The sequence below is a fragment of the Frateuria sp. genome, assembly GCF_035944355.1.
Lineage (GTDB): Bacteria > Pseudomonadota > Gammaproteobacteria > Xanthomonadales > Rhodanobacteraceae > Frateuria_A.
In genome coordinates this window covers 36032-53377 of the sequence record NZ_DASZBH010000004.1, presented here as the reverse complement: position 1 = coordinate 53377, position 17346 = coordinate 36032, and the positions used below count along the sequence as shown (strand labels likewise).

27 protein-coding genes are annotated in these 17346 nt (G+C 69.3%); 10 read left to right on the top strand and 17 right to left on the bottom strand.

Annotation, left to right across the window (positions count from 1 at the left end; translation table 11 throughout):
* Window positions 1–54 precede the first annotated feature (54 nt).
* Window positions 55–546 carry a hypothetical protein gene (locus tag VGU03_RS01455; protein ID WP_327477999.1) on the top strand — a complete coding sequence of 164 codons (492 nt, stop codon included), beginning with the start codon at window positions 55–57 and terminating at the stop codon, window positions 544–546.
* Window positions 547–600: 54 nt separating this feature from the next.
* Here VGU03_RS01455 and VGU03_RS01450 read toward each other — a convergent pair whose 3' ends face one another.
* Complete coding sequence (locus tag VGU03_RS01450) at window positions 601–2190, bottom strand: MASE1 domain-containing protein (RefSeq protein WP_327477998.1); 1590 nt, start codon at window positions 2188–2190, stop codon at window positions 601–603.
* Between the two features lie 301 nt (window positions 2191–2491).
* Between VGU03_RS01450 and VGU03_RS01445 the strand changes: the two genes are divergently transcribed.
* Together VGU03_RS01445 and VGU03_RS01440 are read left to right on the top strand one after the other, a co-directional pair.
* Window positions 2492–2971 carry a DUF456 domain-containing protein gene (locus VGU03_RS01445; RefSeq protein WP_327477996.1) on the top strand — a complete coding sequence of 160 codons (480 nt, stop codon included), beginning with the start codon at window positions 2492–2494 and terminating at the stop codon, window positions 2969–2971.
* Window positions 2972–3053: 82 nt separating this feature from the next.
* On the top strand, window positions 3054–4823 hold the full coding sequence (locus VGU03_RS01440; protein WP_327477994.1) for a DUF885 domain-containing protein: 1770 nt from the start codon (window positions 3054–3056) through the stop codon (window positions 4821–4823).
* Window positions 4824–4872: 49 nt separating this feature from the next.
* On the opposite strand, the gene trhA is transcribed toward VGU03_RS01440, so the two are convergent.
* The gene (gene trhA / locus VGU03_RS01435; protein WP_327477993.1) at window positions 4873–5538 is read right to left on the bottom strand and encodes a PAQR family membrane homeostasis protein TrhA; all 666 of its coding nucleotides are present in this window, start codon (window positions 5536–5538) and stop codon (window positions 4873–4875) included.
* 95 nt (window positions 5539–5633) lie between these two features.
* Window positions 5634–6068 (bottom strand): hypothetical protein, encoded by a 435-nt coding sequence (locus VGU03_RS01430; RefSeq protein ID WP_327474258.1) that lies wholly within the window; start codon window positions 6066–6068, stop codon window positions 5634–5636.
* A 197-nt stretch (window positions 6069–6265) separates the two neighbouring features.
* Between VGU03_RS01430 and VGU03_RS01425 the strand changes: the two genes are divergently transcribed.
* The 3 genes from VGU03_RS01425 (at window position 6266) to VGU03_RS01415 (ending at window position 9008) form a co-directional block, all read left to right on the top strand.
* Window positions 6266–6940, top strand: a complete 675-nt coding sequence (locus tag VGU03_RS01425) for an energy transducer TonB (protein WP_327477992.1) — start codon at window positions 6266–6268, stop codon at window positions 6938–6940.
* A 79-nt stretch (window positions 6941–7019) separates the two neighbouring features.
* A complete protein-coding gene (locus tag VGU03_RS01420; protein WP_327477990.1) occupies window positions 7020–7592 on the top strand; it encodes a cysteine dioxygenase in 573 nt (190 codons plus the stop codon).
* An 18-nt stretch (window positions 7593–7610) separates the two neighbouring features.
* Window positions 7611–9008: an FAD/NAD(P)-binding protein gene (locus VGU03_RS01415; protein ID WP_327477988.1), complete on the top strand. Its 1398-nt coding sequence runs from the start codon at window positions 7611–7613 to the stop codon at window positions 9006–9008.
* 9 nt (window positions 9009–9017) lie between these two features.
* Here the strand turns inward: VGU03_RS01415 and VGU03_RS01410 are convergent, their stop codons facing one another.
* Entirely contained in the window at window positions 9018–9386 is a 369-nt protein-coding gene (locus VGU03_RS01410; protein ID WP_327477985.1) for a hypothetical protein, read from the bottom strand.
* Between the two features lie 88 nt (window positions 9387–9474).
* Between VGU03_RS01410 and VGU03_RS01405 the strand changes: the two genes are divergently transcribed.
* The gene (locus VGU03_RS01405; protein WP_327477983.1) at window positions 9475–10101 is read left to right on the top strand and encodes a nicotinamidase; all 627 of its coding nucleotides are present in this window, start codon (window positions 9475–9477) and stop codon (window positions 10099–10101) included.
* Between the two features lie 18 nt (window positions 10102–10119).
* On the opposite strand, the gene VGU03_RS01400 is transcribed toward VGU03_RS01405, so the two are convergent.
* Window positions 10120–10308 (bottom strand): CPXCG motif-containing cysteine-rich protein, encoded by a 189-nt coding sequence (locus tag VGU03_RS01400; RefSeq protein ID WP_327477981.1) that lies wholly within the window; start codon window positions 10306–10308, stop codon window positions 10120–10122.
* Between the two features lie 84 nt (window positions 10309–10392).
* Here VGU03_RS01400 and VGU03_RS01395 point away from each other — a divergent pair, with 84 nt between their 5' ends.
* The gene (locus VGU03_RS01395) at window positions 10393–10656 is read left to right on the top strand and encodes a hypothetical protein (RefSeq protein ID WP_327477979.1); all 264 of its coding nucleotides are present in this window, start codon (window positions 10393–10395) and stop codon (window positions 10654–10656) included.
* On the opposite strand, the gene VGU03_RS01390 is transcribed toward VGU03_RS01395, so the two are convergent.
* The 8 genes from VGU03_RS01390 to VGU03_RS01355 all read right to left on the bottom strand — a co-directional run bounded on the left by VGU03_RS01390 (window position 10629) and on the right by VGU03_RS01355 (window position 15299).
* Window positions 10629–11108: a PIN domain-containing protein gene (locus tag VGU03_RS01390; RefSeq protein WP_327477977.1), complete on the bottom strand. Its 480-nt coding sequence runs from the start codon at window positions 11106–11108 to the stop codon at window positions 10629–10631. The two genes, VGU03_RS01395 and VGU03_RS01390, sit on opposite strands and share 28 nt — an antisense overlap.
* Before the next feature lie 4 nt (window positions 11109–11112).
* A complete protein-coding gene (locus VGU03_RS01385; RefSeq protein WP_327477975.1) occupies window positions 11113–11841 on the bottom strand; it encodes an HAD family hydrolase in 729 nt (242 codons plus the stop codon).
* A gap of 94 nt (window positions 11842–11935) precedes the next feature.
* Entirely contained in the window at window positions 11936–12091 is a 156-nt protein-coding gene (locus VGU03_RS01380; RefSeq protein WP_327477973.1) for a DUF3309 family protein, read from the bottom strand.
* 311 nt (window positions 12092–12402) lie between these two features.
* Window positions 12403–12789, bottom strand: a complete 387-nt coding sequence (locus tag VGU03_RS01375) for a YciI family protein (protein WP_327477971.1) — start codon at window positions 12787–12789, stop codon at window positions 12403–12405.
* A 61-nt stretch (window positions 12790–12850) separates the two neighbouring features.
* On the bottom strand, window positions 12851–13072 hold the full coding sequence (locus tag VGU03_RS01370) for a hypothetical protein (RefSeq protein ID WP_327477970.1): 222 nt from the start codon (window positions 13070–13072) through the stop codon (window positions 12851–12853).
* 229 nt (window positions 13073–13301) lie between these two features.
* The gene (locus VGU03_RS01365) at window positions 13302–13493 is read right to left on the bottom strand and encodes a KGG domain-containing protein (protein WP_327477969.1); all 192 of its coding nucleotides are present in this window, start codon (window positions 13491–13493) and stop codon (window positions 13302–13304) included.
* Between the two features lie 399 nt (window positions 13494–13892).
* Window positions 13893–14507, bottom strand: a complete 615-nt coding sequence (locus VGU03_RS01360) for an OmpA family protein (RefSeq protein WP_327477968.1) — start codon at window positions 14505–14507, stop codon at window positions 13893–13895.
* 240 nt (window positions 14508–14747) lie between these two features.
* Window positions 14748–15299, bottom strand: a complete 552-nt coding sequence (locus VGU03_RS01355) for a hypothetical protein (RefSeq protein ID WP_327477966.1) — start codon at window positions 15297–15299, stop codon at window positions 14748–14750.
* Between the two features lie 193 nt (window positions 15300–15492).
* Between VGU03_RS01355 and VGU03_RS01350 the strand changes: the two genes are divergently transcribed.
* Complete coding sequence (locus VGU03_RS01350; RefSeq protein WP_327477964.1) at window positions 15493–15702, top strand: hypothetical protein; 210 nt, start codon at window positions 15493–15495, stop codon at window positions 15700–15702.
* A gap of 26 nt (window positions 15703–15728) precedes the next feature.
* Here the strand turns inward: VGU03_RS01350 and VGU03_RS01345 are convergent, their stop codons facing one another.
* The 4 genes from VGU03_RS01345 to VGU03_RS01330 form a co-directional block, all read right to left on the bottom strand.
* Complete coding sequence (locus tag VGU03_RS01345; protein ID WP_327477962.1) at window positions 15729–15950, bottom strand: hypothetical protein; 222 nt, start codon at window positions 15948–15950, stop codon at window positions 15729–15731.
* 186 nt (window positions 15951–16136) lie between these two features.
* Window positions 16137–16337, bottom strand: coding sequence for a hypothetical protein (locus VGU03_RS01340; RefSeq protein WP_327477961.1), 201 nt, complete (start codon window positions 16335–16337; stop codon window positions 16137–16139).
* 20 nt (window positions 16338–16357) lie between these two features.
* Window positions 16358–16567 carry a hypothetical protein gene (locus tag VGU03_RS01335; protein WP_327474183.1) on the bottom strand — a complete coding sequence of 70 codons (210 nt, stop codon included), beginning with the start codon at window positions 16565–16567 and terminating at the stop codon, window positions 16358–16360.
* A 109-nt stretch (window positions 16568–16676) separates the two neighbouring features.
* Complete coding sequence (locus VGU03_RS01330) at window positions 16677–16946, bottom strand: hypothetical protein (protein WP_327477959.1); 270 nt, start codon at window positions 16944–16946, stop codon at window positions 16677–16679.
* Window positions 16947–17152: 206 nt separating this feature from the next.
* On the opposite strand from VGU03_RS01330, the gene VGU03_RS01325 reads away from it, so the two are divergent.
* The gene (locus tag VGU03_RS01325; protein WP_327477957.1) at window positions 17153–17341 is read left to right on the top strand and encodes a hypothetical protein; all 189 of its coding nucleotides are present in this window, start codon (window positions 17153–17155) and stop codon (window positions 17339–17341) included.
* Window positions 17342–17346 lie beyond the last annotated feature (5 nt).

Here is a 17346-nt window from a genome sequence, read left to right as displayed (position 1 = left end):
CTGATACAGTGGCCAGGCTCAACCAGTGAGCAGTCCAAACAAGGGGACAAGGCTATGATCAAAATCCTCCCGCGCCGCGCTCTCTGCGCCGGCCTGTTCGCCATGGGTCTTTCGGCCTCCGCTTTCGCGGCCGGGCCGTCCAGCACGGGTCTGGGTCAAGCTTGGCCGAATGCACAGGACGTGAGCGCCAGTTCGAACTGGCATGTCTACGTGTTCTCGGTCAACGGCATCCAGTACGTGCAGGTCAACGACCTCGATGGCAACGTCCGCGGAGCGTTCGCCGCCGCCAACGGCCAGTTCCTGGTTCTGCCGATGGGCCGCGACGCGCAGCGCATCTCCACTCCGCAGCAGCCGGTGGCGCTCGCGAGCAGCGTGGTTCCGCTGACCTCGTACGCAGAGACCGTCTATCGCGACAGCTCCGTGCAGGTCAGCGCGACTCCGCTGAGCAACGGGGCAACGCTGTTCAACGCAACACCGATGGCGACCACCACCGCCGCGCCATCTCCTTGCGACAATCCCGTCGAGTGCAGTGGGCACGTGAACTGACCAAAAAAAAACCGCCACATGGCGGTTTTTTTTGGCGCTGCATCGATTTCAAAATCAGGCGAGGGTCGTGTCGAACAGCATGATGCTGACCCGGTTACCCTCATTCAGCGACCTCACGCGAACCTTGCCGCCGAAAACGGCGGCTCGGTCCTTGAGCGCACCCAGACCCAGACCGCTCGCCCCGAGCGCCGGCTGCAGGTCGTCCCAACGCACCCTGCTCAACCGCTCGTAGTCCACGTGGCTTTCCACGCAGAGCAGCGCCCACCGGCGGCCTTCGAAGGAACCACCGCGAAGCCGCACGCGAATCCGGCTGACGTTGCGCTTGGCGCAGGCGTAGGCAATCGCCTCGCAGGCCAGGCGATACAGCGCCAGGTGGACGTTGTTGGACAGCTCGTCCAGCCTGGGGCCGCCGATCTCGCACCAGTAGGCGATCCCGGCTTCGTCCAGCGCGCGCGGCATCGAGCCTTCACGCAGGGCCGCCGGCAGGCCGCGCTCCCGCCAGGCCAGCGGGTAGAGCGAATCGGCCAGCCGGTACATCTGGTGCTGCGTCACTGCCGCCTGGCGGAAATAGCTGCGCTCGTCGGTCGCGGGCAAGAGGCAGCGCAGACGGCCTAGCAGTTGCGTGTACGAGGCTTGGATCGCTCCACTCATCTGCTCCAGAACATATGAGGTCTGTCGCAGCTGCATCTCGCCCAGGTAGACGTTGCGCTGCGCCACTGCCAGGGCCAGCCTTGCATCCGCCCGCTCGCGCTCCTCCCGCTCATGCAGCACCGCGATCCGTCCGCCCAGCATCAGCATCGTGGTGATGGCGAAGGAAACGAAGACCTCGGCATGCAAGGTGTTGCTGTCGTAGAGCGAAGGCATCGCCAGGACGACCGCAATGCTGGCCGCCGCGCCGCTCACCGCCGCGCCACGCCAGCCGTAGCGCAGCGCAAGCCATGCGACCGGCAAAAACATCGCGATCTGGGCTTCCTGGCTTACGGCTCCGGTCGGACCGGAGGCCAGCCAGACCAGCAAGGCCAGGGACGGCAGCAGCAGGCACATGGTTTCCATGGCCAGGCGACTTTCCGAAAGCCTTGCCCATACCCGGCGCAGACCGGAAGCCAACAGCTGCTCCCTTACCAGGAGCACCATTGGAACCAACGTAAGCGTGCCGAGATAAAAACCGAGGAAATACCAGCCGGCGATCTCCCGGTACGGCGGTAGCGTGTTCGTCCTGGGGCCTTGTGCGAGCGCAACCGTGGCCAGGCTCACCGCCGTCCAGATCACCGAGGTCGCCAGGACACAGAGCAGGAAGACGTTGACGTCCGGCGTGGCGCCCTCGGGGAACAGCCGCCGTCGCTCCCGACACCAGCGGAAGACCGGCATCGCGAACAACATCGGGGGCACCATCATCAAGGAAGCCCACGGCCAGCCGTACTCACCGGCACAGTTCACGGCCGTATAGGCCAGCGGGATGGCTTCGCCCACCGCCAACGCCGCCCAATACCTGTAGGGCACCAGCAGCAGCACGCCGAAGCGCAGTCCCGCGAAGAGGAACCAATGGGAGAACGAAACCTGGCGCAGCAGCGTGTACGCGAGCGCGTAGGCCAGGGCGACAGCAACCTGCTGCAGCCACGGATTTGCCCAGATCCTTTTTAGCATCTCCTCCCCCTTGGCCTGGATACTGAACTTCGCAGACGCCGCGCCCCCGCACGGTATTCGTACAAACAGACTACGTCGCGGGTGAAATCGGAGTGAAGCCGGAACTGCGAGGCTTCCCGCAGGCGCATCCTACCTCACCTCGGACGCGGTGCCCGGGCGGGATGGCCGGCGTGTGCGGTGGATCGCAGGATTGCCATCCGCCTGCGGCCAGCCGCGCGCCGATGGCTGTTCGCGTCGCCATCGGCTTGCCCGCGCCTGCGGGCGCCCGCACAGTGGGTGGAGACTCCCGCGAGGGCAACCTATGGACATCGCGCTTTACCTGCTCGCCGCCGTGCTTATCCTCGGCGGCCTGGCCGGCACGGTGTTGCCGATGCTGCCCGGCATACCGATGATTTTCGGCGGGATCTGGCTTGCCGCCGCCGTGGACGACTACCGGCACCTGGGCACCGGCTGGCTGCTGGCGATCGGCCTTCTGGGCACACTGGGCGTTGCCGTCGACTTCGTCGCGGGCACACTGGGCGCCAAGCGCGTCGGCGCCAGTGCGCGCGCGCTGTCGGGCGCGACGCTCGGCGCCGTGGTGGGGATGTTCCTGGGCATTCCGGGCTTGGTGTTCGGCCCCTTCGTGGGCGCGTTGCTGGGCGAATGGTCGGCCGGGAACAGTGTGTTGCGCTCGGCGCACGTAGGCGCCGCGACCTGGGTGGGCCTGCTCGTCGGCACACTGGTCAAGCTGGTGATCTCGTTCGTGATGGTGGGGCTGTTTGCCCTTGCGCTGCTCATGTAGGCATGGGCATGCGACCTCCGGCACAGGCGAGCCCGCGCCGTGCCCCTTACGCTCGGCCGCTCACCCAAGGAGCTCCGCCGCCATGCCCAGATCTCTCGCCATTGCCCTGGCCGCCGCCTTGGCCGCCGGTTCGCTGCATGCGCAGGCCGCGCCCGCCACCTGGGTGGAACGCAGCAATGCCGATGCCAAGGTGTTGCTCGACACCATCGCCCGCTTCAGCCCCGAGTTCGCCACCCAGGTCGGCCTGAGCGACTACGACACCAAGGTGGCCGACCTCAAGCCAGGCGCGGACCAACGCTCGCGCGCCGCGCTGACCGAGGCGAAAACGAAGCTCTCGCATTTGCTCGCGGCGGAGCGCGACCCGAACGTGCGCCAGGACCTGCAGATCATGATCCAGGCCGCCGACGAGCAGATCGAGGGCATCGACCTCGATGACAAATACCTGCTGCCGTACAACGACATCGGCTCGCTGGTGTTCAGTGGCGAGTTCGCGCTGCTCAAGGACGACGTCGCGGCCGACCGGCGCCCGGCCGCGCTCAAGCGCCTGCAGTGCTACGTCGGCACGGCGCCCGGCTGCACGCCGATCATCGAGGAAGCCAAGGCACAGACCACCGCCAAGCTCGGCGACAAGGCGTTGCTCGGCCCCTACCGGGGCGAGGTCGAACAGAAGCTCGCCAACACGCCTCGCTACGTCGAGGGCATCCGCCAGCTGTTCGCCAAGTACAAGCTGGATACGCCCGAGGGCAAGGCCGCGCTCGACGCGCTGGATGCGCAACTGAAGGACTACGACGCCTGGGTACGCAGCACCGTGCTGCCGCGCGCGCGCACCGACTTCCGCCTGCCCGAGCCGCTGTACGCCTACAACCTCAAGCAGGTAGGCATCGACATTCCGCCCGAGCAGCTGATGAAGCAGGCCGAGCTCGAGTTCATGGAGTTGCGTGGCGTGATGCAGGTGCTGGCGCCGACCGTGGCCAAGGCCGAGGGCATCGACGCGACCGATTATCGGCAGGTCTGGCAGGCGCTTAAGAAACAGCAGCTCACGCGCGACCAGGTCGAGCCCTGGTATCACCAGGTGCTGGGCCGCATCGAGGACACCATCCGCCGCGAGAACATCATCACGCTGCCCAAGCGGCAGATGCAGATGCGCGTGGCATCGGAGGCCGAGGCCGCGCAGGTGCCCGCGCCGCACATGGATCCGCCGCCCTTCCTCAACAACCACGGCGAGCGCGGCACCTTCGTGCTCACGATGGGCAACCCGGGCAACGGCAAGGACCAGAGCCAGTCCTACGATGACTTCACCTTCAAGGCGGCCGCCTGGTCGCTGACCGCGCACGAGGGCCGTCCCGGGCATGAATTGCAGTTCGCGGCGATGGTCGAACGCGGCGTCTCGCTGGCGCGCAGCCTGTTCGCGTTCAACAGCGTCAACGTCGAAGGCTGGGCCTTGTACGCCGAGTCGGAAATGCTCCCCTACGAACCGCCGGCCGGGCAGTTCGCCGCCTACCAGATGCGCCTGATGCGCGCAGCGCGCGCCTGGCTGGACCCGATGCTCAATCTGGGCCTGATCACCCGCGAACGGGCGCACGACGTGCTGACGGGCGAGGTCGGCCTGTCCGAAGCCATGGCCCGCCAGGAACTGGACCGCTACACCTTCGACAGCCCTGGCCAGGCGACGGCGTATTTCTACGGTTACCTGCGCCTGCAGCAACTGCGGTTGCAAGCCGAACTGGCGCTGGGCAAGAAATTCGACCGCAAGGCGTTCAACGACTTCGTGATCGGACAAGGCTTGCTGCCGCCCGCACAACTGGCCGAAGCCGTGCGCACGCAGTTCATCCCGCAACAGCAGAAGCGCTGACCGCGCCCGCGGCCCACCGGCCCGCTCCCGCGAGGGAGCGGGCCGCCGGTCAATCGGGGATCACATACAGCAGCACCGCCAGGTAGTGCAGCACGCTGCCGGCCAGCACGAATGCGTGCCAGACCGCGTGGTGGAACGGCAACCGACGGCACAGATAGAACGGCACGCCCAGCGTGTAGGTCGCGCCGCCGGCAATCAGCAAGACCAGCCCGCCCGGCGCCAGGTGCGTTCGTAGCGGCTCGAAGGCCACCAGCGCGACCCAGCCCATCGCCACGTAGATCGAGACCGCGAGCCCGCGGGAGGCCACCCGCCGCAGTACGCCCAGTTCCAGTGCGCTGCCGGCCAGCGCCAGCGCCCAGATCGTGCCGAACAGGCCCCAGCCCCAGGCGCCGGGCAGCGCGATCAGGGTGAACGGGGTGTAGGTGCCGGCGATCAGCAGGAAGATCGCGATGTGGTCCAGCGTGCGCAGCACCCGCCGCGGCAGCTCGCCCGGCATGGCGTGGTACAGGGTGGAGGCAGTGTAGAGCAGGATCAGCGTGCTGCCGAACACCGCACAGGCCACTACCACCCTGGCATCGCCGTGCAGCGCGGCGAACGCCACCAGCGTGGCCAGCCCGGCGATGCTGAGCAGGATGCCCACGCCGTGGATCAGCGTGGCGGCCAGCTCGTCGCCGAAGCGGTAGCGCGGCGGCCTGGCGGCGGAAGGCGCGGGCATGTCGGGAATCCAGGCAGGGCGACCGGGCGGCCACCTTACCATACCCCTGCGTACTGCCTTCTGTGACGGACGTCCGGACGTCCGTTTGCAGGGCGCTACTGCTCGATGATGAACGCGCCGAACGCCACCCCGAGGTTCCAGCCCTCGCCCTTGCCGCTCAGCGCCAGGCCGACGTTGCCCTTGGTCAGTGCCTGCGCGCCGGCCGACTTGACCGCGCCGGCGTGCGCCTCGGCGTTGGCGTAATGGCCCAGGACTTCATGGATGTCGTAGACGCCGGTGAACTTGCCGATGCCGTTGTCGATGTGCGTCTTGCCGAAGGTCAGGCCGCCGCCCTTGGCGCGCAGCTTCACGTGCATGCTCTGGCCATTGCTGCAGCGGACCGTGCCGCTGCCGCTGGCGGTCTTGTAGAACACCGACCAGCCCGACAGCGAAAAGCTCATCTTGCAGGAGATCTCGCCGGCGCGCGCCGCGCCCGGCAACAAGCCCAGCCCGCCCACCAGCAGCGCCAGCACACCCCATTGCTTCCACATCGTCATGACCGCCTCCCGACGACCCCCATTGGCCGCGCCGACTCATTGTGCGGCAAGAATCGCGGCGGCGGAATGCCCGGCCCACGCTTGCACGCACGGCGGCGACAGGCCTAGGCTGCGATCGCGCCGGCACGATCCCCTCTGCGCCACGCAGCGTGCCTGCGCCACATCGCCAAGCACCGTCAGGAGGATCGCCTATGTCGTCCGCTCACCTGGCTTCATCCCGTGCACACGTCCACCATCCCGACCTCGCCCGCATCACCGCGCTGAGCGCGGCGATGGCCATCAACCTCACCGTGTTCGTGGCGGCCACCCGGCCGCTGCCACCCATGGCGACGCCGCACCTTGCCAGCGCTCCCATGGGCATGCGCTTCCTCGACCCGCCCAAGCCGGTGTCGGTGTCGGTGCCGCCGCCACCGCCGCTGCACGTCGCGCCGCTTTCGCACCATGTCAGGCCAGCGGCCGTCGCGCCGCCGGCCGTCTCCTCCCCGCGCGCCAGCGACGAGGGCAGCACGGCTGTCCCGCCGGTCCGGGCGCCGACCCTACTGCCACCCTCTGCGGGTGCCGTGCCGGAGGGCGTGGCGACCGAACCGGTCGAGGCCAGCCTGGCCTACCGCAGCGCGCCGCTGACGTTCCCCGCGCAGGCCATCCGCCAGCACATGCACGGCACCGTGCTGCTGCGCGTGCTGGTCGACGAGGCGGGCAAGCCGGTCGAGGTGGTGGTCGAGCGGGGCAGCGGCTACCCGCTGCTGGACCGCAGTGCCCGCGAGCAGGTGCTGGCGTCCTGGCGCTTCCAGCCGGCCAGCGTGGGCGGCCGGGCCGTCCGTGCATGGGCACGGGTGCCGGTGAGTTTCGAGCTGCGCAAGCTCTAGCCGCAGCGTAGCGACGGGTTACGGCCGTTTAACGGCGCCCATGCTCCACTGGGCGCCGTTTTTCGTACGGTTCCACGCAATGGCCAACCACAGGCAAAGCTTGAAGGCGCTGCGTCGCATCGCACTGTCGCACTGCCAGGGTGAGCACCCCGACCTGGCCATCCTCGCCCGCGAACTGGGAAGCGCGGTCCGCTGCCATGCGGACGGCCTCGACATGCTGGCCGGCAAGCTCCGCACGCCCGCCGGTCCGCTGATCCGCCCCTTGCGCACGGGCAGGCAGGACCTGCAATTGCTGCTGATCGCGTGGCCGGCCAACCACATTTCGGTGCTGCACGACCATGGCGCCCGCTGGGGCCTGGAGATTCCGCTGCACGGCGCGCTGCAGATCGAAGCCTGGCGCCGCCAGGGCGACGGCGGCGATCTGCTGGCGCACGGCCATCACTGGCTCGGCCCGGGCGATGCCATCTGGTTCGATGCCGGTCAGTCGCGGCTGCATCGTTGCCGCAACCTTTCCGGCCGCGCGGCGGCGCTGAGCCTGCACCTGTTCGGCGGCGCGCCCGGTACCGGACTTGCCTACGCGACAATCGCACCTTCCAATCCGCAACGGATGCATCCGGCGCGCCCGGCGATCGCCGGTCCGTTGCCGGGCTGAGCCCACTCGGAGAACGCCATGTTTCGACGGGTCGCCATCATCGGCGGCGGCGCGGCTGCCGTGGCCCTGCTCAGCGAGCTGGTCGAGCGCGCCAGCGCACCGCTGCACCTGGACTGGTATACCGGCGGCGCGGTGCAGCCGGGACGCGGCGTTGCCTATGGCACCGAATCGCCGCGGCACCTGCTCAACGTGCGCGCCGCCTCGATGGGCAAGCTCGCGGGCAGTCCGCGCAGCTTCCTGGATTTCGCCCAGCGCACCGACGCCGGGACTGCCGGCACCGATTTCCTGCCGCGCCGGCTCTACGGGCAATACCTGGAGGGCGAGGCCGCGCACGCGCTTGCCCGTTCGCGCCACCGCGGCGTCGACGTGCGCGTGGTGCCGTTCGCGGCCGATGCCATGGTGCCGGAAGCGGACGGCGTCACCATCGTCCAGGGCGAGCGCGCCACGCGCGTGGACGCCGCCGTGCTGGCGATCGGTGCGTTGCCGGTGCGGCCGCTCGCGGGCGTCGATCCCGCGCTGCTTGCCGACGGGCGCTACGTGATCGATCCCTGGACGCTGCTGGCCCGTGCCGCGCCCGACTCCGCGCCCCGCGAGGTTGCCGTGGTCGGGCTGGGGCTGACCGCGATGGACGTGATGCTGGAGCTGGCCGCGCAATGGCCGAATGCGCGCTTCGTCGCTTTCTCCCGCCACGGCCACCTGCCCGAGGCCCACCTGCCGCTGGCCACCGTGCCGGAGGACGACGGCGGCGCGCTGGTCGAGGCCATGCGCGACGCACCCGAGGTCAGCCGCTGGCTGCGCCTGCTGCGCGAGGCGATCGCCGCGACCGAGGACTGGCGCGTGGTGATCGACAGCCTGCGTCCCAATACACCGTCCCTGTGGCACGCCCTGCCCGCCGCCGAGCGCGCGCGGTTCATGCGCCACGCGCGCTGGGCGTGGGAACGCGCACGCCACCGCCTGCCGCCGCAGGCCCACCAGCAGGTGCAGGCGCTCGAGCGCGAAGGCCGATTGCGCCGCGTCTGCGGGCGCCTGGTCGGCGCCCGACCGGAGCAGGGGCGCGTGCGGCTGGAGCTGCGCCGCGCCGGCGCCTGCACGTGGCTGGCCGCGGACCTGGCGATCCAGACCATCGGCCTGGATACCGACGTGCGCAGCACCGCCCATCCGTTGATGCGCCAGCTGGTCACCAACGGCCACGTCACGCCCGACCCGTTCGGGCTCGGCTGCCAGGCCACGCTGGAGGGGCAGCTCTGCCACGACGGCAAGCCCTGGCCACGCCTGTTCGGCATCGGCAGCCTGCTGCGCGGCGCGCGCTGGGAATCCACCGCGATGCCGGAAATCCGGCTGCAGGCGCGGCTGCTTGCCGCGCGGCTGCTCTCACCTGCACAGGTGCCGCAAAGGCCGGTGACGCAGCCCGGCTGAGTGGCGCCACTACCGCCGCCGCGCCACCCACTCGCTGGCGAACCAGGCCAGGCCCACCCCGACCGCCACGCCCAGCAGCTCGCACAGCACGCGGGTGCCCAGGCCGTCCGGATCGTGCACTTCGGCCAGCTTCACCCGCAGCAGCTGCATCGATTGCAGCCGCGCGTAGTTGAAATAGAACAGGTCCGACACGTCGCCGCTGGCGGCCACCGCCACGCCCAGCACATAGGCCCACGCCATCTGCGCGCCATGGCTCCAGGTACCGCGGGTGCGCCAGCGGAACAGCAGGAACAGCAGCGCGCCGGCGCCTGCCGCGATCGCCCCGGCCTCCAGCCCGCCGGTCCAGCCGTAGCCCATCCAGGATTGGTCGTAGTGCATGGAGTCATCCGTCGGCGTGATTGCGCATTATGCCCGCGCCCCACGCGCCGCGCGGCCATGCCGACGCCCCGGCAACTACACTGTACCGATGGCCCCCTACCCTCACGACACCGCGCTGATCCTCGTCGATGTGCAGCCGGATTTCATGCCGGGCGGATCGCTGGCCTGCCATGAGGGCGACGCGATCCTGCCGGGCATCGACGCCTTGCTGCGTGCGCGGCGCTATAGGCACGTCGTGGCCACCCAGGACTGGCACCCGCGCGGCCACGTTTCCTTCGCCGCCAACCATCCCGGCCGCCTGCCTTTCGAGGAGATCAACCTGCACGGCCAGCCGCAGACGCTGTGGCCGGTGCACTGCGTGGCCGGCACGCCCGGCGCGGCCCTGCACCCGGCGGCGGACTGGACGCCGCTGGACCTGATCGTGCGCAAGGGCACCGACCCGGTGGTCGATTCCTACAGCGCCTTCCGCGAGAACCACGGCCCCGGCGGCACGCGCCCGCCCACCGGCCTGGCCGGCTGGCTGCGCGAGCGCGGCGTGACGCAGGTGCACGTAGGCGGCCTGGCACGCGACGTATGCGTGCTATGGACCGCGCAGGATGCGCTGGCGCTGGGGTTTCGCGCGTGCATGCTGTGGGAGCTCACCCGCCCGGTGACCGCCCAGAGCGATCCGCGCACGCGCGAGGCGCTGGTGGAGCAGGGGATCACACTGGGCTGAGGGCCACCGCCGGCGGGCTCATCCCTCGTCCTCGCCGGCGACCTGCGCCCACGGCTCGCCCTCACCATCCAGGGCCACGCGCACTTCGATCGGCCGGCAGCACACCGGGCAATCTTCGATATAGCGCTGTTCGCCGGCCGATCCATCGAGCAGCAGCTCGATCGGCTCACCGCAGTACGGGCACGTCACCGGACAGAGCGTCAGCATTCGATTCACCTTGCGCCGATTGCAGCGCCGCGGGGGATATGGTGCAAGTGGCTATACTTCGGCTCCCGCATTGGAGCGACGACCATGGCCGAGCGCCACTTCGACCGTTATCTCGTCCGCTCCGGCGCGAGCCTCGAAGGCTCGCGCTACACCGCCTGGCTCGCGGTGACGCCGAGCGGGGGACGCGGCTTCCCCGTGTACTACGCGATCTGCGAGAACCGCAGCTTCCGCGAACAGGCCCGCGCCGAACAGGCCGCCAGCGACGCCCTGGCGGCCGTGCTGGCGCTGGAGGACGACGGCACGCCGGTCTTTCCCGAAGGCTACACGGGCTTTGCCGACAGCCCGTAGCCGAGGGCGTCCGGACGGCCAAAGGGCGCGGGCCATTCCTGCGGCGCTACGACGGCGAAACCACACTGGCGCAGGCTGCGCCGGCTGAGCGCCAGCAGCGCCCGGTCACGGCTGAGCAGCCAGCGCGCACCGACGCAAGCGGCCAGCACGAGGAACTTCTGGTCGTCCGGATCGGCGCAGCGCGGCACGGCGGCCGCCAGGTCCGTCACCGGCAGCCGCCGCACCAAAGCCTCGAACGCGACCGAGGCGCGGCGGCGCGCGCCGGGTTCCAGCGCCAGTTGCGGATAGCACAGCACTTCGCGCCACTCGTCCTCGCAGGCCGCACAGGTCACCGCCTCGACCGCGCCCTCGCGCAACGCCGCCCGGATCCCGGCGCAACGCGGGTCGTCGAACACGAACAGGTCCAGGCACACGTTGGTGTCCAGCACCACGCGCGGCACGCTTGCGGCCATGCTGTCAGGCGGCGACGGAGGTGGCGGCCAGCGCGTCCAGCCGTGCCACCGCGGCAGGAACGCCGGCCGGCCCGTCGACGCTGACCAGTCGCTGCTCCTGGCCGTCCAGGCCGGTTTCGAGTTCGTGGGCCCAGGTCACGTGGTAGGGCATGTGCACGCCCCAGCCGCCGATCGCCAGCACCGGCTCGATGTCCGAGCGCAGCGAGTTGCCTACCATCGCGAACTGCGCCGGCTGCAGTCCGAATTCGCCCAGCACGCGCCGATAGGTGGCCTCGTTCTTCTCCGAGACGATCTCGATGCGGTGGAACAGGTCGGCCAGGCCCGACTGCGCGACTTTCTTCTCCTGGTGCGCCAGGTCACCCTTGGTGATCAGCACGATCGCGTGCACGGCGGCGACCGCCTCGACCGCGGCGCGGATGCCGGGCAGCAGCTCCACCGGGTGCTCCAGCACCGTCTTGCCCAGCTGCACGATGCGGTGGATGTCGCGCGCGTCGATGCGCGCGTCGGTGATGGCGATGGCCGTCTCCACCATCGACAGCGTCATGCCCTTGGCGCCGTAGCCGAACAGGCCGAGGTTGCGCCGTTCGGTGGCCAGCATGCTGTCCTGCACGTGGCGGTCGGCGACGTCGACATAGCGGCCGAGGATCGCGGCGAATTCGGCGCCGGCCGCCTGGTAGTAGCCCTCGCTGTGCCAAAGGGTGTCGTCGCCGTCGAAGCCGATCAATTCCAGCATGGGATGCGGGGCCGTGGGTGGAAGCTGTCCATTCTCCCACGCACCGCGCACCCATGCCGGAGACGGATCGCCGGATGGCAGTCGCGCCGAGACCTCAGCGGAACACGCCCAGCAGCCAGAGCACCAGCACGATCACGATGATCAGGCCCAGGCCGCCGCTGGGCCCGTAGCCCCACGAACGCGAGTAGCCCCAGGTGGGCATGCCGAGCAGCGCGAGAATCACCAGGATGACCAGGATGGTAATCAGCATGGGCTTACTCCTTGTGGCCAGTGACGGTGCAGCCATCGTGCGCGTGCCCCCCGTCTAGGGGGTGTGAGCCGGCCGGGCGCTTTGCGTGCAGGCGCCTTACCGCGTCCCGGCGGTTCGGAAAGGTGGGCGGAGGATGAAGCCGGCGGCAAGCCTGCATGAGCCGCGCCGGTGTTCCGGATCGGCCGGTCCGAATCCCTGAGACGACCGGCGCCTATCGTGCGCCGGCCGTCGCGGTCCCTCCGCCGCCGGCACCGATCCATCTGGCAGTGGTCGGATCCGCTTGGCCGCGCCCCACAGGGCGCGGCCTTTTTTTAGGCCTCGACGCGGGCGTTGACGCGCTGGCGCACTGCGTCCATGTCGCGCACCGGCCGCACTTCGATCGCGCCGATGCGGGCCCAGGGAAAGGTCTGTGCGATGCGCACGGCTTCGTCCAGGTCCTGCGCCTCGATCAGGTTGAAGCCGGCCAGGTATTCCTTGGTTTCGGCGAACGGCCCGTCGAAAACCGTACTGCGCTGCTGGCGTACCCGGAACGAGCGTGCCGTGGCCGGCGCTTCGAGCTGCTGGGAGCCGAGCACGCAACCGGCCTCGCGCAGCTCGTCGGCATGGGCCAGGCAGCCGCGCATCATGGAGTCGAATTCGCCGTCCGGCAGCGCCTGCAGAAGCGCGTCATCGACGTAGATCATCATCAGGAACTTCATCGTGGCTCCAATCGGCTTGGGGGGCAGCCGATTATGGCGGCGCGCCGCAACGCCTGCAGCTTCAGGGCAATCGCCCGGCGACCTGCCTGCCCAACGCCAGCACCGCGGGACGCAAGGACGCGGGCGGGCGATCCTCGATGCCCAAGTTGATCTGGCCCACGTAAGGGCCCACGCGAAGCTTGAGCGCTTCGTTGCCCTCGGCTTCGGCCACGAGGGCCTCGTCGCCCAGCCGGGGGATCGCGCTCACCGCCGTGCCGCGATCGGCGAAATCGCGTCGCTGCATGGCCCGGTGTGCGCGGCTGGATGGTGGCTCCCTCGGTCCGTCAGCGAACAAACCGCCAGCAGCACGCCCAGCACGACATGCAGATCTCATCCGCTCTTCTCCTTTACCGCCGCTGCTGCGCAGCGACCATAGGCGAGCAGGTGGCGTCGAGCGCCGGCGGGCGAGTGGCGCACATGCGAAGGGCGGCCTTGCGGCCGCCCTTCGCGCTCTCTAGTTCCGATGGGGGTGGTCAGTCGTTCTTGTGGCTCTGCTGGCCCGCCTTGACATGCTGCTCGTGCGTGCCGCCGCTGCTCTGCTTGCCGGCCTGCACGTGCTGTTCGTGCGTGGCGTGGTCGCCACCGCCGGCCTTGCCGCCCTTGCTGGCGATCTCACGCTGCTTGTTTTCGTCCATCGAGGCGAAACCGCGTTTGTCGTTGCTCATGGCGTTCTCCTGTTGAGTGGGGAAAAGTCCGCCCAGCTGGCGAACGATTACCACCCTAGCGGCGAGCGCATAAAGAACCCCTTAGCCATCGGTCAACGGGCTCCTCCACAGCCGTCCGTTCAGTGTTGTGGTGTTGCGCGCCTGCGTGCCTGTCCTACGCCTGGCGATCTGCATCAGCCTCGCGCATGCGTCCGCGTGTCCAGCACGCATCCCAAATCAACGATGCGCGTCGGTCGACCCACTGGAAAGCGCGCACGACGGTAGCTCCGCAGCCCCGGTCGAAAAATACTGGATGGGTCGAGGCGGCCGCTGCCTGATGCCCTTCCCCCGACGCACGGGGAAAGGGCCGTTCATCTGGCCGTCGACGGAAATTACCTGCCCGCGATGCGGATCGTGCGTCTAGCCCGTCGTTGTGCCGGCGGGAGCGGTCGCCGTACCCGACTGCCCGGCAAAATCCACTACCAGCGTCACGCGCCGGTTGGCCGCACCCGCTTCCCGTGATTTCCCGCGCTGGACCTGGCGGTTGACCGCTTCGCCGTAGCTCACCGCACGCAGGTGATCGGCCGACAGGCCCTCCTGCACGAGATAGTCGCGCACGGCCTTGGCACGGCGCTCGCCCAGTCGGCGGTTATAGCTGGCCGAACCGGCCGGGTCGGCGAAGCCCTCCACCGTGATCACCGCATCGGGATAGTGCTGGCTGATCACCTTGGCGAAGTCGTCCAGCAGCGGTTTGTCCTGGTCGCGCAGTGACGCATCGTTGAAAGCGAAGTGCGCTGCCGTATCCAGCCGCACGCGCCCGCCCATCTGCGCGATCTGCGCGTCGTACTTGGCGAAGCGCTGCTGCATGTCCTGGGTCAGCGAGTCCAGTTGCTGTTGCTGCTTCTGGTCGTTGGCGCGCAGTTCGGCGATGGCCGAATCGAAATCGGCCTGCTTGACGTAGTGCGTGCAGCCGCCCAGGGCGATCGCCGCCACCGCCAGCGGCCCGGCGGTCCACCGGAATGTCGAATTGAGCATGTGCGCCTTCTCCTCGCTAGCGGGCCCTCGGCGGATGGCTGCCGTGGAAACAGCCACCGGCCATGCCGGCCCAGAACGTCCGACCGTAGCACCGCGGTCCGCGCACAACCTTGCCCTTGCCTGACTTGTCCGGGAGGGATCGCGTGCAGGATGCGCGCGGTTCATGGATGTGCAGAGCTTGCACACGCGACCTGCGCGACTTGCGTACGGACGGCCGATGCGCGGGCACCGGCGGCTCTGTCAGATCTGCTGGTCCTGCTGGGCGTCGTTGCCGCTCTGGCCGCCCTGGACCACGCCGTCGTCGGCATCCTCGCCAGGCATGCGCGAAGGCGCCATGCGGGCCGGGCCGCCAGGCGAACCGGCGATGCCGCCTCGATTGGGCGAGTCGCCACCGGTGGTGCGCTCGGCCGGATCGCTCGGGCTGGCATGGAGCCGCTGGTCCTGCTGCGCGCCCAGGTCGGCCGCGGTGCCGCTCTGGCGCGAGGCTGGCGTGCCGGTGCTGCCGGTGGCCAGATGCGCGCCGTCATCGCCGCTGAAGCCATGATGCGCACGGCCGTCCGAAGGCGCCTTGCCGCCGCCCTGGTCGAGCGACATCCGGGGCGGATCGGCCCGGTCCAGTGGCCCGCCTGGCAGGCCGGTAGACGGATCGAAATCTTCGCGCGCCGCCCGCGCCACCTCGTGGCCGATGCCGCCCTGGCTCTGCGTGTTGGACGCGGCGGTCTTGCCCTCGGCATCGGGCGCCATCGGGCTCGCGGTCGGGCGTCGCCCGCGCTGGTCGTGTTCGTCGCCCATGGCACTCATCCGGTTGCTGATCCGGAACCCAGTGTCGCGCGGGGGCCGTCAGGGCAGCGTCGATGAGGCCAGCAGCCTCCTCGTCGCGGCCATAGCCTGCGCATTACGGCCAGCTAACACCTGCCGTTGCACATTGGTGTTCCGAGGTGGCGATCCGCGCGCCGCCACGGCCAGCCCAGGCCAGGATGTGCATATGACGATCAACGCACACTTCACCACCCACAGCCCATGGCCTGCCGCCAAGTGGCGTCAGCAGGCGATCCGGTTTGGACGCTACCTCGGCCTGATCCCGGACGAGATACCTGCCATGCCGCCGACGCGCCGCCAGTTGTTGATGGCCGCGCAGGACCGGCGCCGCGCCGAACAACGCCGTGCCGCGGAATTGGCGCGCAGCCGTCATTGACCGTGTCTCCGCCTTGACCGGCGGCGTCAGGACTCGCACACCCAGTAGTAAAAGTCCCGCGCGATAACCGGTTCGACGGCATCCTGCGGATACCCGTAACGCGCCTGCTCGCCGCGCGCGACGATCTGCCGCGCGAAGGCGTCGGCGAGCCGCCGGCTCGGCTGGCGGCCGAGCAGAAACGCCCGAAAGCCGTCGTAGCGAATCCGTTCGGTCTTGGCGTTGGCCTGGATCAGGTGCTCGGCGTTCAAGCGCGTGGCTCTGGCATGGACACGAGTGCTGACGGCGTCTTCCCCGTCCTGCGCATCGACAAGCTAAGGCCTGTGGAGTGAAGTTCGCGCACGCGCTCGGTCATTGCCACGGCAACGGCCGCGCCCGCTTTGCTCGGGATCGGCGCCGGAGCTCGGTCCGATATCGCCATGGGAGCGTTTGGTTCGCTACTGGTCGCTCGAGCGAACTCGCGCCAGGCCTTCGGGAGTGAGTTCGAGCGTCGGCGCTCCTTCGCAGAGGTGCTCCGGGCGCCGAACCAGTCCCAAACACACCAACCGCGCCACCGCAGGCTCGGGTAGCGAGGCGCCGCGCCCTTCCGCCACGCGGGCCAGGTGCAGCAGGTCCTCGAGCTCGATCGGGTCGGTCATGGCCTGGAAGCTGGCAGCGCTCAGCAGGACCCCACCAGCTCGTGCGCGAACGAGCTGGCAGCCGCCATCGCCTGGTCTTCGTCGCCGAAATGCTCGCCGGGCACCACGCGCATCGTGCCGTCCGGAAGACGCACGGTGACGCTGAGCAGGCCGTCGGGCTGCTCGTTGAGTATGGCCACGAACTGCTTGCCGCTGTCCTCGAACGTGCGCTCATGATGGGTGTGCTGCATGGCGGGTTCCTCTTGGATGGTCAGCCGATCTTGCGGCCGGCGCGCGCGAACGCAAGCAGGCTCGTCCACGGCTGCGACGCTCGCCTGCCGAACAGGCAACGTGGCCGGGTCAGACCGACAGCGGGCCGGGCGGATACGGAATGGGCATCAAGGCGATGTCGCCCTGGCGCACCTTGGCCGCCTCGATGCCCGCCTGGCAGCCGGCCTCGGCCGCCTCGAACAGGTCGTCGAACGGACCACTCGCATCCACGGTGCCGGTGCGGATCACCGGCAGGCCGGGCTGGGCGCGCAACAGGGCGAACTGCCCCACGAAGCCGCGGCCTTGCGCGGGAACCACCCAGGAACCGACCACCACGATGTCTCCGACGAGGTATGCCATCGACATGCTCCTCTGCCTGGACCGGGATCCATGGTGGGACGGGTCGGCATCACGGACAGATGAAAATCGCGGGAGCGGTGCGACATGGAATGTGACCGTCCGCCCAAAAGCCAAGCGTCCGGCCGGCCCCGTCGATGACGCCCCCCGCTCACGCGCTCTTCCACGCCCCTGCCGACAATGATGCGATGTTTCCCAGGAGAACGGCCATGAGCACATCGCGTCCGGGCAAGAACACGGGGGACGAGCAGAAGAAACAGGCTGCCGGCCACCCTGGCAACGAAGCGCCCAAATGGCCCGCCGACACCACCGCCGGCGGCGACGCCAGGAACGACACCGGCGAGGACAACCAGCGCCAGAAAGGCGAGCGACCGGCGCAGGATTACGTGCGCCGGTAGGCCCC